This is a genomic window from Rhodococcus sp. A14, assembly GCF_011603105.1.
Lineage (GTDB): Bacteria > Actinomycetota > Actinomycetes > Mycobacteriales > Mycobacteriaceae > Rhodococcus_F > Rhodococcus_F opacus.
In genome coordinates, this window is sequence record NZ_JAAOQS010000082.1 from 30462 (window position 1) to 42589 (window position 12128).

Genomic DNA, 12128 nt, shown 5'->3' on the forward strand with positions numbered 1-12128 from the left:
GTGAGCCGGAACCGGACCATCTGCCGTCCGCTGAGAGAACCTCGCAGCGAGTGCCAGACGGTCCGATTTCCCCTCTCGGCGGGGTCCAGCCAGGCCGTCCATGCCACATGGAAGACGCGGGCGCCGGGTGTCCTATCCCTAGAGGTTAACGCCGCGAGTCCCATCTCGGGGAATCGGGTGCGGTTGGAATGGTCACAGAAACGATTCAGTAGAGCTACCAGGGGCCTTTCCCGCGTCTGCAGTGCGGATTTCGGAGGTGTTCAGCCGTTACCGAGAGTCCCACCATCGGTCTGCTGCCAGTGCACGACGCCGTCGCCGTCGCGGCGAAACTCCCAAGACGCGTACTCGCCGTCCTCGTGGATCATCGTCAGATGGTCTGCGTCGCCGTCCGAGTCGAGGTCGGAGGCGATGACGACGGCGTCGCCCGCGTCGAAGGTCTGGGTGTCGAGGACGCCGTCTCCGTCGATGTCGTGGGTCGGATCGGTGAGCGCGACCGCCCCGGAATCGTGACCGAAAGTGTTCGGATCGACGTCCGGCACGTCCGGGACCAGAAAACTCTCAGTCGTCGCCACCGCGGTCTCCCTTCACATTTCGGACCAGTTTCCCGCACAAATCAAGACATATCAAGATAATTCAACACGATCCCACACGAAAGCGGGCGAACACCGGTCAGGTACCTATGTATTCAGACGTTCGATGCGGCGATTCGGTTCCCCCGACTGCCTGCGGACCTCCTGCAGCCCCCGGTCGACGGCCCCGAGGTCACGTTCACAGGACGACAGCTGCCCGTTGCGCCTCGCGGCGAGGCGACGCAGTTCACCCTCGATCTGCGCGACCCGCTCGTCGACGTCCCGGGCGCAGACCCGGCTGTCGGCGATGATCGCCTCACTCGCCTGAGCCTCGGCCGCGAGCAACCGAGCGAGGACGAACTGCTCCCACTGGGACCGCACGTGCACCAGCGCCTCGGTGGCCCACTGCCGCACGTGGGCACGCTCGGCGACGTGCCCGCGCGCCCGGGTCAGCCACCACGCCGCGACGGCTCCCAGCGCGAGGGTGAGCGGGATGGTCGCGATGTCCAGCGCGGGCACCATCGACAGCGGCGAGACCACCAGCCTGCCCAGACCGAGCCCGGCGGACGCACCGATCAGGATCGTCATCCGGTCTTCGAGTCCGCGGTGTCGCGGCTCGGGCCCGTCCGGCGCAACCGGCTCCGGCAGCGGAACGGCGGTGTCGGCCGCGGACACGGTGACGCCGACCCGCGACCGCAGGTCGTCGAGGCGCGCGGCGACCGCGGCATCGACCGCACCACTTCGCTCGCGCACCATTTCGGCCAGCCGGTCGGGGTAGCCCTCGAGCGTCCCGCGGCCGGCACGGTCGATCTCGGCGCGCGCGGTCGTTCCGGCCGCGCGAAACTGTGCGGCCACCTCGTGCATCAACTCGACCTTCGCGAGCTGGACCTGACCGCGGAGCTGCGCGACCCGTTCGGTGCGCCTGCCGTCCCGCAGCGTCATCGCGCGAACCCGCTCGGCGCGCAGTTCCGCGCCGGGCTCGGTCTCCCGCACGGACCGGGCAGTGGCCGCGATCATGCGCCGGGTCTGCTCGAGCACGGCCTCGGTGACGGAACGCGGGTCGGGGGCCTGGGCGCGGACGGCACGCAGGAGTGCCGCGAGCAGCGCCTCGGCCCCGGAGCCCCCCGCCGCCACCGGGTGGATCTCTGCGTCGGCGAACCGCGCCGCATGCCGGGCGAGGAGGGCCCGGTTGCGTTCGCTCACCCCTGCCCAGTTCCGGTGGACATCGGTCTTGGAGAGCGCGAAGACCACCGGACAGGCCGGTCGCGCGACGACGTCCAGAACGGACAGCTCCTCCCGTCCGAGTGGTGCCGCGGCGTCGAGCACCATCAGGACCACGCGGGCGTCGATCGGGTCCTCCACGAATGTGAGCGCGGACGCGTCGAGAGCGCGGAGCCCGCCCACGAGCGTGGTCTTCCCGGAGCGCCGCGGCCCCGCCACGAACACACCGCGCTGCGAGGCTTCACCGGACTTCAAGCGGGCGACGCCGTCGGGGTTCCATCGCGTCACCACGTCGACGGTCTCGGCGGGCAGATCCGACAGCTGTTGCGTCGTCACGTTCCGGGGCTGCCGCTCAGCTGCTGCCAGACCCGAACGTAGTGACGCCGGACGTCGACGACCGCCCGGCGCCGGCGGGCCGTCGGTTGCCGGGCGAGTTGCGCCCGCCACCAGTCCGCGCACCGGGCGGCGTCCGCGGCGCTGGACGGCGACCCTGGCGCCTCCGCGACGCAATCGGCGAGATGAAGCCTGGCCGCGGCGGCCGCGAGCGCGACAGCATGGTCGCCGGCGAGATACCGCTCCAGCACGTCGCGGGATGCCGGGCTGCGCGCCGCCTGCGACCGCAGTGTGTTCAGCAGGGTCTCGGCGCGGCGTGCCCGGGATCGTGTGACCCGATCGGCGACGGCGGCCGACACCGCGTCGATCCCGGACTCCGGTGCCGGCCCTTCGATCGCGAGCGTTCCGATGAGGGGCAGAGCCGGGAGGCCGCCTTCCTCCGAGCACTCGGCGGCACGCGCGGTCGCCGTCGCCCAGGCGTCGGCTGCCGCGCGCGACGCGCCCAACGTGTCCGACTTGTTGAGGACGAACAGAGCCTGCGCCGGATCCAGCGTCCGCGCGGCGTCCCGGTCGGCGTCGCGCACCGACTCGACGAGGACGTAGACCACGACGTCGCCATCCAGCGTGGGGTCGGGCGCGCCGGGCACGTCGACGGCGTCCGCTTCCTCCACGACGGCGTCGGCGATCCCGTTCGCGGTCAGCGCCGAGGCCACGGTCGACCTGCCCACACCCGCTCGACCCGCGGTCTGGACCCGGATCGGCGCCCGAAACGCGGCCACGGCGCCGCGCACACGGTCGCCGGCAACCCCGTCCAGTGCCGCCACTCGTTCGGCGAGATCCGCCAGTTCCCCGCCCCCGGCATCTGCAGTGCCCATGACGCAGTCACCCCCCTTCGTCCCGCGCCGATTCTGTCAGACTCGCCCCGAATCGGCGTGGGCAACCGTGCAGGCTGGGCACCGGATTATCGAAAAAGTCTCAAGGTGAACTTCAGACCCGTATGCCGGAAACGCCCCTCATGCGTGACAATGGTCCGGTGAACCACGCTGATCAGGATGCACCCGCCGTCCCCGAGGAGGGGCAGACGAAGGACTCGAAGGGGTCTCGTCTCCACCCGAGGGTGACCAGTTTCCGCTCGCGCAGGGGCGCTCTGACCGCTGCGCAGCAGGAGTCATGGGACCGGCAATGGCCCGAGATCGGCGCGGACGTCTCGGACAATCGCCTGGATGCGCCGTCGTGGTTCGGCCGCGACGCCCCTCTGATCCTCGAGATCGGCTCGGGCACCGGTACCGCCACCGCGGCGATGGCGAAGGCCGAACCCCACGTGAACCTCATCGCCGTCGAGGTCTACCGGCCCGGCCTCGCACAGTTGCTTCAACAGATCGAACGGGACGAGATCCCGAACATCCGGGTCCTGCGCGGCGACGCCATGGATGTCCTGGAGAACATGATCGAGCCGGAATCGCTCACCGGAGTCCGTGTCTTCTTCCCGGACCCGTGGCCGAAGGCCCGCCATCACAAGCGGCGCCTGCTGCAGTCCCCCACTTTCGCCCTGATCGCGAGCCGGCTGAAGGCCGGCGGTGTGTTGCATGTCGCAACAGATCACGCCGAGTACGCCGAGGCCATCGCCGAGGCAGGCAACGCGGAACCCCTCCTGACCTCCCTCGACTGGGAATCGCCGATGACGCACGAGCGTCCGGTGACGAAGTTCGAGGACAAGGCCCACCAGGTCGGCAGTGCGATCACCGAGTTGATTTGGGGGAAGATCAGGTCATGAGCGTCAGCGAGCAGTACTCCGACATAGCCGGCGCGGTCCCGGCAGGCACCGCCGTGTCGTCAGGATCTCCCGTGGCAGGTGCACGTGACGGACGCCACCAGAAGCGGGTCCTCCTCGTCTGGGACGCCCCGAACCTCGACATGGGCCTCGGCGCCATCCTCGGCGGCCGGCCCACGGCTGCCTACCGGCCACGATTCGACGCGCTCGGCCGCTGGCTGCTCTCCCGGACCGCGGAACTGTCCGCGTCCGGCACCGACACACTCGAACCCGAGGCGACGGTCTTCACCAACATCGCGGCTGGCAGCGCCGATGTCGTGAGACCGTGGGTCGAAGCCTTGCGTAATGTGGGCTTCGCGGTGTTCGCCAAGCCGAAGATCGATGAGGACAGCGACGTCGATTCCGACATGCTCGACCACATCGCGCTTCGTCACGGCGAGGGGCTGGCCGGTGTCATGGTCGCCTCCGCCGACGGTCAAGCGTTTCGCGAACCGTTGGAGGACATCGCCGCGACCGGCATTCCGGTCCAGATACTCGGGTTCCGCGAGCACGCCAGCTGGGCGGTCGCGTCCGACCTTCTGGACTTCGTCGATCTCGAGGACATCCCCGGCGTGTTCCGGGAGCCACTCCCTCGGGTCAGCCTCGACACACTGCCCGACGAGGGTGCCTGGTTGCAGCCGTTCCGACCGCTTTCCGCCCTGCTCGTCGGGCGGAAGAGTGCTGCCGAGTAGGAGTTGATCAGTGTTCGCGAGCTGGGGAAGCGTCGTCTACCGGGCCCGATTCACCGTCATCGGCATCATGGTTGCCTTGTTGCTCGGTTCGGCCGCGTACGGCCTGGGCCTCGAGCAGCATCTCAGCCAGAGCGGCTGGGACGATCCGGGCTCGGAGTCGGTCGCCGCGGCCAAGCTGGCTGACGGCACCTTCGGTCGCGACACCAACAGCGACGTCGTGGCGCTCTATACGGCGCCCGAGGGCAAGACGATCGAAGACCCCGAGTTCCAGGCGAAGGTCGTCGAAAACCTCGAACGGCTGGCCGCGGAACACCCGGACAAGATCCTCAAGATCAACGGCGGTTACTTCAAGGTCGGCAGCGCACCGCAGCTGGCGTCCGCCGCGGACGCCGACAAGCAGCACGCGATCGAGAGCATCGCGATCGTCGGCGACAACGACACCGAGGTCACGGCCAATTTCCGCGACGTCAAGGACGAGTTCTACATCGACGGCGTCGACGTGCAACTCGCCGGACTCCAGCCCGTGTCGGGTGCGCTCAACGACACGATGGCCAAAGACATCAGGCGAATGGAGATCCTCGCGATCCCGGCCGTCGGCATTCTGCTGTTCTTCGTGTTCGGTGGTGTCGTCGCGGCGGCGCTGCCGCTGATCATCGGCGGCCTGACCGTGGTCGGGGCCAACGGCGTCGTCCGGTTGATCACCAACTTCACCGAGGTCAACTCGTTCGTCGCGCCCGTGGTCTCCCTCGTGGGGTTGGGTCTGGCCATCGACTACGGGTTGTTCATCGTCAGCCGGTTCCGAGAAGAGATGGCGGAGGGGTACGACACCCCCTCCGCCGTCCGCCGCACGGTGATGACCTCGGGCCGCACCGTGGTCTTCTCGGCGACGATGATCGTCGCCAGCCTCGGCGGTCTGCTGCTGTTCCCGCAGGGCTTCCTGAAGTCCGTCGCCTACGGCGCCATCGCGACTGTCGGCCTGGCGGCGCTGACGTCGATCACGATCCTGCCCGCGATCCTCGGCATCCTCGGCAAGCGCATCGACGCCCTCAGCCTCGACCGTTTCCGTCAGACCAAGAACACCGAGGAGATCGAGGCGAGCATCTGGGGCCGGCTCACCCGCTGGGTGATGCGTAACCCGCTCAAGGTCACCATCCCGATCGTCGTCGGTCTGCTCCTACTGATCGTGCCGCTGACGGGCATCAAGTTCGGTGGCATCAACGAGACCTACCTTCCCCCGGACAGCTCGACCCGCGCCGCGCAGGAACAGTTCGACGAGATCTTCCCGAATCTGCGCACCGAACCGGTCAAGCTCGTCGTGTCCGACGCCGACAACAAGGCGCTCGGCCAGATCATCAAGGAAGCCAGTGGCGCGCCGGGGCTGATCGAGCGATTCACCCCGGAGGGCGCGGCCAAGGACGGTGTGGTCGTCCTCAAGGCAGGCCTCGTCGACCGCAACGAGTCGAAGCCGACCATCGACTATCTGCGCGCCATGGACAGTCCGGACGGCGTGCAGGTACTGGTGGGCGGCACCCCGGCGATCGAGCAGGACAGTATCGCCGCGCTGCTCGACCACCTGCCCACGATGGTGATCTCCGTCCTCGTCCTGACGACGCTGCTGATGTTCCTGACGTTCGGCTCGCTGGTGCTGCCGATCAAGGCGGCGTTGATGAGCGCGCTGGGCCTCGGGTCCACGCTCGGCATCCTGACGTGGATCTTCATCGACGGTCACGGCTCGGAGTGGTTGAACTTCACCCCCGGCCCGATCATGTCGCCGGTGCTGGTGCTGATCATCGCGATCGTCTACGGCCTGTCCACCGACTACGAAGTGTTCCTGCTCTCGCGCATGGTCGAGGCGCGGGCGCAGGGGGCAAGTACGACGGAGTCGATCCGCATCGGCACGGCGCACACGGGCCGCATCATCACCGCGGCCGCGCTCATCCTCATCGTCGTCACGGGCGCGTTCGGGTTCTCGGAACTGGTGATGATGAAGTACATCTCCTACGGCATGATCGCCGCGCTGATCATCGACGCGACCCTCATCCGTATGTTCCTCGTGCCGGCCACGATGAAGCTCCTCGGCGACGACTGCTGGTGGGCGCCGGCGTGGATGAAGCGGATCCAGGAGAAGACGGGTCTCGGTGAGCCCATCCTCGACAACGAGCTGATGCCCACCGACGTCCCGGAGCTCACCCCGATCGGTGCCGTCCCGCCGCAGCGCAAGCTCGCGGCGCCGCCCGCACCCCGGAAACCGGAACCGCTCACCGAGCCGATCCCGTTGGTCACCGCACGGGCGCTGGCCGCGAAGATGTCCGAGGACGACGCGAAGGCGCGCCGGGCGCAGAACGAGGCTCGCCGGTCGGCGACCGGCCGTCCCGCTCGGGCACCGGAGGAGATCGAGGACACGCCGACCGCGGAACCGCAGACCACTGTGCTGCCGCAGCCTGCTCCGCCGCGTCCGGCCCCGACGCAGTCGCGTCCCACACCGCAGTCGCGGCCCGCACCGCAGTCGCGTCCTGCTCCGCGGCCCCGTCCGGCGGCCCCCGCCCCGGGTCCGGCCACCGAGTCGCGTCCGATCGAGAGTTGGCTCGCGGACCTCCGGTCCACGTCGGCCGCCGAACCGCGGCCGATCTCCTCACCCGCCGAACCGCGACCCAGTGCGTCGGCGCCGTCACTGCCGACCCGCTCGCCGCGCTCGGTGCCCGCACCGTACGAGCAGGAGACCCCCCAGTCGTCTCCTGCCCGCCCGGTGCCGCCGATTCCGTCGAGGCGCCGTGCCGCCGAGCCTTCGGAACCCGTGAACGGCAGCAGGCGCAGCAACGGCTCGCCCGCGAACGGAACCCCACCCAACGGCGCCCCGACCAACGGCTCGCGTCGCCGCAGCGTCGAGGAACCGCCCGTCGATCCGGACGACGCCTCGAGCGGCAGGCACCGCGCGGACGACGGCAACGCCGTCAGCGTCAGCGAGCTCATCGCTCGGCAGAACCGGCGCTGACGGAGCCGTTCGGCGTTCCCCGTCCGGCCTCCCGCTCCGCGAACTCACGCGCGTAGCGGGTGCCGGCGAGGAGTAACAGCAGACCGACCACGAGGAACGCGAGGACGCGGAACAGGCCGTCGAGGGTGGCCAGGTCGAACAGGAACAGTTTGGCCAGCGCTGCGGCGGTCAGTCCGAGCCCGACGCCGAGCGCGGTGTGCGCGTAGTCGCGGCGGGCGAGTCCGAACACCAGCGCCGCCGTCGCCGCCGCCATCCACGCGATGGTCGCAGCGCAGTGTCCGGCGATGAATCCTGCGGACGTCCCGGTGAGCGCCGTTCCCGCGGACACCGTCGCGGTGGTGACGGCGTACAGGATCACCAGCCCGGCGAGCACCCACCACGGCTGGGCGGTGTTGTCGCTCAGCAGCTTCAGCGTGTGCGCGTACCAGACGAACAGGAACACGGTTCCCGCCAGCACCAGCGAGGACAGCACCGTGGTCACCCCGAGCGAGTCGAGCGCGCTGTACTCGTCGACGAGGACGAACGGCGGCGCGGTGATCACGAAGGCGAACCCGCCGACGACGGTGAACACTGCGCCGACGGCATACGCGATCCGCGACTCCGCCTGCCCGCCGATGGTGAGGAACAGTGCCGCCACCCCGAGCAGGACGAGCGGCGCGAGGTCTTCGCTCGAACCGATGAGGCAGGCCTCGAGCAGAGCGAGGGTACCCACGCCCGCGAGCGCGATCCGTGCGTGTCCCGGCAACGACCGCGCCGACGCGAACGCGGCGAACATCGCGGCGGCCAATGCCAGCGCGATCAGCGTGGACCCGAGCCGGTCGAAGAGGTGGCCGATCACCAGCGTCGGGACGGCCGTCGTGACGATCATCGCGGTCGCAGTGACGTCACGGGAGTTGCTGCGCAACAGGATGATCGACGAGACGAGCCCGAACAGGGCGACCAGGGCGGCGGACGCGAGCAGCCAGAACCTCTCCGGTCGGTCGGACAGTCCGGAACTCGCGATCGCGATCAGCAGCGCGATCACCACCGGGCACGTCCGTGCGATCGCCAGGTACAGCCAGTCGCGACCGAGTTGCGAGGGGAAGCTGGCGACCTGGATGACGAACAGGAATCCGATGAGGGTGAGCGTGATGCCGTCGGTGAGGACGGGTGCGAGCACGGCGGCGCCGGTCACCACGAGCAGCGCGAGGGGTTGCGAACCCCACCTGACCGCCAGTGCGACACCGGCTCCCGCAATCCCGAGTGCCACGACCATGGCGAGCACCGGCAGCAACCAGTGATAGACGACCGCCACGGCCACGACGTCGAGGTAGGCGCCGGCAATACCCGTCGCCGCGAGCGCGATCCCGCCGACCCGGCCGCCGGGCCGTCCGAAGACGCGGGTACCGGTGTAAACGAGACCGGCCGAGAACAACCCGCCCGCCACGACGCGCAGTTCCGGACCGAAGAAGCCGGCCTGCGCCGCCAGCACGAGCAGCATCACGACACCGATCAGGGTGACGGCGACGCCGGCGACGGCCAGCACGCGGCTGATCACCCCGTCGCGCTGCCACCAGGGTTCGCGAGCCACCCGGGGAGGTGGCGGCGGAGCGGGACGGTACGGGACGGCCGGTGCGAGCGGCGGGGGCGGCTGGGCGACCGGGGGTCGGTACATCGGCTGCGACGCCGGCTGGGGTTGCGGCTGGGGTTGGGGTTGCGGCTGGGGCCGCGGGACGCTCGCGAGCTGCGCCTGCAGGACGGCGAGGTTCTCACCCACGTGACGCATCTGCTGCCCGAGCGCCGAGAAGTCACCGGAGAGCTGCGCGACCAGCCGGGGGTCGATCGAAGGAGTACCAGGTGTGGACATGGGTCAATCGTCCTGCGGCGACGGCACCCACACATGAGTAGGCCTACTCGAGAGACCTGCGTCGTGCTACCCGAACATTCGGCGAATCGAGGTGCCGAAAGGGTGTTTGGCCGTCACGTTCCCGAACCTCACCTTGCCTCGCACGACGACGTGCAGCGGGCCGATGGGCGGGCCGGTCCGCACCTTGTTGGTCGCGGAACCACCGACCGTTTCCACGCCGTTGAGGTCGACCGTCGCCTCTTCCGGCACGATCAGCGAGATCGTGCTCGCATAGTCGTCGATCGTCACGTGCACCACCTGCGTGGTCATGACGGCCCGCGTGAAGTCGAGCGTCACCGTCGACAGCCGGGTGTTCACCTCGAGGGCGGGGGGAACGTTCCACGAGCCGGTGCGGCTGACCGACGACATCCGGCCCCGGATGACCTCGCCCGGCGGTGGCGCGGGCGACCGGTGCGCGACCGGCGGAACCGGCGGCGCCGGTCGAGACACATACGGCTGGTCGGGGTACGGCGGCGGCGTGAAGTCGGAGATCAGCTGGATTCCCGGCAGATCCACAAGCACGACGTTCAGCTCTGCCCGCGTCTTCGCGGCGAGTGCCGTGTCCATCCGTTCGGTGAACTCACCGAGCGAGAGCATCCCCTGGCCCACCGCCCGCTGCAACAATTCGCCGACGTGTTCGCGCTCCGCATCCGATACGCGTAGGTCCCGTGCCTCCATACCGACCAGGCTAGCGCCCGTGAGTACTTGTTAACCGCCCGCGGTTAACAAGTACTCACGGCTACTCGAGGCCCTGCTCGATGGCGTACCTGGTCAGCTCGACGCGGTTGGCCAGCTGCAGCTTGCGGAGCGTGGCCTGGACGTGGTTCTCGACGGTGCGGTGACTCAGCGACAGCTTGGTCGCGATCTGCTTGGCGCTGAGCCCTTTCGCGACGAACCGCAGAACCTCGGTCTCCCGTTCCGTGAGTTGGGGGATGGCAGGACCCTGCTCGTCGGCGGGCGCACTCGACATCCGGCGGTACTCCCCCAGCACGAGTCCGGCAAGCCCCGGTGTGAACACCGCCTGTCCGGCCGCGGTGGCCCGCACCGCGTCCAGCAGCTCCTCCACGGACGCGCTCTTCACGAGGTACCCGGACGCACCGGCCTTGACGGCGTCGAGGACGTCGTCACGCTCGGACGAGGCCGACAGCACCAGCACCCGGCTGTCCGGCGACACCTGGAGGACGGCGGCGGTGGCCGCGGCGCCGTTTCCGTCGGGCAGTTGCATGTCCATGAGCACGACGCCGGGACGGGTCGCGGCGGCCCGACGTCCCGCCGCGGCGACGCCGTCGGCCGTGGCGACCACGGTGAACCCGGCGCCTTCGAGGTCGCGGGCCACCGCGTCCCGCCACATCGGGTGGTCGTCGACGACCATCACGGTGATCTGCTCGCCGGTCTCCGTCTCACCCATGCGTTTCGTCTCCCTTCGGCACGCGGATCTCCCATTCGGTGCCGTGACCGGGTTCGGTGTCGAGTTCGGCGGTGCCGCCGAGCGCGCCGACGCGGCCCAGAATGGATTTCGATACTCCCATGCGGCCTTCCGCCTCCGCTTCGGCCAGCCGTCCCGGGGCGATTCCGCTGCCGTCGTCGCGGACGCTGACGATCACCTCGTCGCCCAGATCCTCCAGCAGCACGTACGCCCGGGCGCCGGTCCCCGCGTGCAGTGCGACGTTGGACAGTGCCGTGTCGACGATCGCGACGAGTTCCGTCGCCCGGTCGCGCTCGATCGTCACCGGATCCGCCGGGGTCGACACGGACACCGTGGTGCTCGCCCGCGTGCCCAGCAACAGTCGCAGATCGATCAAGCTTCCACCCAGATCCGACGCCACACCCGCGCCCTGCTCGGAGATGAGCATGCGCAGCGCCACCTCCTGCTCGCCGGCGAGATCCGCGAGTTCGGCTGCGGGTCCCCCGATCTCGTTGCCGCGGCGGCGGACGAGCGCGAGCACCTGCAGGACGCCGTCGTGCACCTCACGGGCGAGTCGTTCCCGTTCCTCGGTGGCGGCGGCCAACCGCACCGCCTGCTCCAGTTGGGCCTGCGCACGCCTCGCGGTGGTGGTGGCGAGCCCGAGCGCCAGCCCCACCGACACCAGCACCGGCGCCGTCGCGTCCCGCCACAGGTCGAGGTTGACCTGGTCGCGCACCACCGCGCTCACCGTCGCCATCAGCACACCGGACGCCATCCCGAGCCACGGCCCGCCGAAGACGGCGGCGGAGATCACCGCGTTGGTGACCCACAGCGTCGTCGGCAGCGTCTGATGGTGGTTGTACCAATCATGATCGGCGACAAGGCGAGTCGACGCCATCAGCGCGATGACGATCAGCTGGTCGGCGATCACCACCTGGTAGCGCGGGACCTTCCCGTGGGACAGCAGGACGGCCGAGAGTCCCGACCACACCGCCATCAGGGCGACGAGGAACCAGCTCAGCCGCTGATGGGTGTAGTACTGCACCGACACGATCTGGTAGCTGATCGCGTACACCAGCGTGACGAGGCGGAACGCCTGCGCCGCCCGCCACAGCGGTGCGTCCGGCTGGGTGTCGAGCTCGGTCGCGGCCCGCGGCCGGTAGTGCAGGCGGGTGCGGTGCTCATTCCGGTCGGTCATGGGTCTGGGCGGTGTCGTCGAAG

General features: G+C 69.5%; 10 protein-coding genes. 3 read left to right on the forward strand and 7 right to left on the reverse strand.

The features are described 5' to 3' along the window. Window positions 1-260 precede the first annotated feature (260 nt). The 3 genes from G9373_RS32135 to G9373_RS32145 form a co-directional block, all read right to left on the reverse strand. Window positions 261-572 (reverse strand): DUF6802 family protein, encoded by a 312-nt coding sequence (locus tag G9373_RS32135; RefSeq protein WP_005258577.1) that lies wholly within the window; start codon window positions 570-572, stop codon window positions 261-263. 105 nt (window positions 573-677) lie between these two features. Continuing rightward, the gene (locus tag G9373_RS32140) at window positions 678-2126 is read right to left on the reverse strand and encodes a hypothetical protein (protein WP_005573541.1); all 1449 of its coding nucleotides are present in this window, start codon (window positions 2124-2126) and stop codon (window positions 678-680) included. Next, window positions 2123-2998, reverse strand: coding sequence for a hypothetical protein (locus G9373_RS32145; RefSeq protein WP_167118819.1), 876 nt, complete (start codon window positions 2996-2998; stop codon window positions 2123-2125). Before G9373_RS32145 ends, G9373_RS32140 begins: the two co-directional genes overlap by 4 nt. A 122-nt stretch (window positions 2999-3120) precedes the next feature. Between G9373_RS32145 and trmB the strand changes: the two genes are divergently transcribed. From trmB to G9373_RS32160, 3 genes are read left to right on the forward strand one after another with little or no spacing between them, the layout of a single operon-like run. Further along, complete coding sequence (gene trmB, locus G9373_RS32150) at window positions 3121-3897, forward strand: tRNA (guanosine(46)-N7)-methyltransferase TrmB (protein ID WP_169692807.1); 777 nt, start codon at window positions 3121-3123, stop codon at window positions 3895-3897. Beyond that, window positions 3894-4625: an NYN domain-containing protein gene (locus G9373_RS32155; RefSeq protein WP_005258582.1), complete on the forward strand. Its 732-nt coding sequence runs from the start codon at window positions 3894-3896 to the stop codon at window positions 4623-4625. The genes trmB and G9373_RS32155 overlap by 4 nt, the downstream gene beginning before the upstream one ends. A gap of 10 nt (window positions 4626-4635) precedes the next feature. Beyond that, window positions 4636-7617 (forward strand): MMPL family transporter, encoded by a 2982-nt coding sequence (locus G9373_RS32160; RefSeq protein ID WP_167118825.1) that lies wholly within the window; start codon window positions 4636-4638, stop codon window positions 7615-7617. On the opposite strand, the gene G9373_RS32165 is transcribed toward G9373_RS32160, so the two are convergent. From G9373_RS32165 to G9373_RS32180, 4 genes are all read right to left on the reverse strand, one after another. Continuing rightward, the gene (locus G9373_RS32165) at window positions 7592-9463 is read right to left on the reverse strand and encodes a DUF2339 domain-containing protein (protein ID WP_167118830.1); all 1872 of its coding nucleotides are present in this window, start codon (window positions 9461-9463) and stop codon (window positions 7592-7594) included. The two genes, G9373_RS32160 and G9373_RS32165, sit on opposite strands and share 26 nt — an antisense overlap. 66 nt (window positions 9464-9529) lie before the next feature. Then, window positions 9530-10180 (reverse strand): DUF1707 domain-containing protein, encoded by a 651-nt coding sequence (locus G9373_RS32170; RefSeq protein WP_005574336.1) that lies wholly within the window; start codon window positions 10178-10180, stop codon window positions 9530-9532. A 61-nt stretch (window positions 10181-10241) separates the two neighbouring features. Continuing rightward, window positions 10242-10910: a response regulator transcription factor gene (locus G9373_RS32175; RefSeq protein WP_054248598.1), complete on the reverse strand. Its 669-nt coding sequence runs from the start codon at window positions 10908-10910 to the stop codon at window positions 10242-10244. Then, entirely contained in the window at window positions 10903-12105 is a 1203-nt protein-coding gene (locus G9373_RS32180; protein ID WP_167118835.1) for a DUF5931 domain-containing protein, read from the reverse strand. Before G9373_RS32180 ends, G9373_RS32175 begins: the two co-directional genes overlap by 8 nt. Window positions 12106-12128: the final 23 nt, after the last annotated feature.

Coding starts and splice junctions, on each gene's coding strand:
- trmB (WP_169692807.1), top strand. CDS start 3,121: ATGCCGGAAACGCCCCTCATGCGTGACAATGGTCCGGTGAACCACGCT.
- G9373_RS32165 (WP_167118830.1), bottom strand. CDS start 9,463: ATGTCCACACCTGGTACTCCTTCGATCGACCCCCGGCTGGTCGCGCAG.
- G9373_RS32170 (WP_005574336.1), bottom strand. CDS start 10,180: ATGGAGGCACGGGACCTACGCGTATCGGATGCGGAGCGCGAACACGTC.
- G9373_RS32145 (WP_167118819.1), bottom strand. CDS start 2,998: ATGGGCACTGCAGATGCCGGGGGCGGGGAACTGGCGGATCTCGCCGAA.
- G9373_RS32155 (WP_005258582.1), top strand. CDS start 3,894: ATGAGCGTCAGCGAGCAGTACTCCGACATAGCCGGCGCGGTCCCGGCA.
- G9373_RS32175 (WP_054248598.1), bottom strand. CDS start 10,910: ATGGGTGAGACGGAGACCGGCGAGCAGATCACCGTGATGGTCGTCGAC.
- G9373_RS32180 (WP_167118835.1), bottom strand. CDS start 12,105: ATGACCGACCGGAATGAGCACCGCACCCGCCTGCACTACCGGCCGCGG.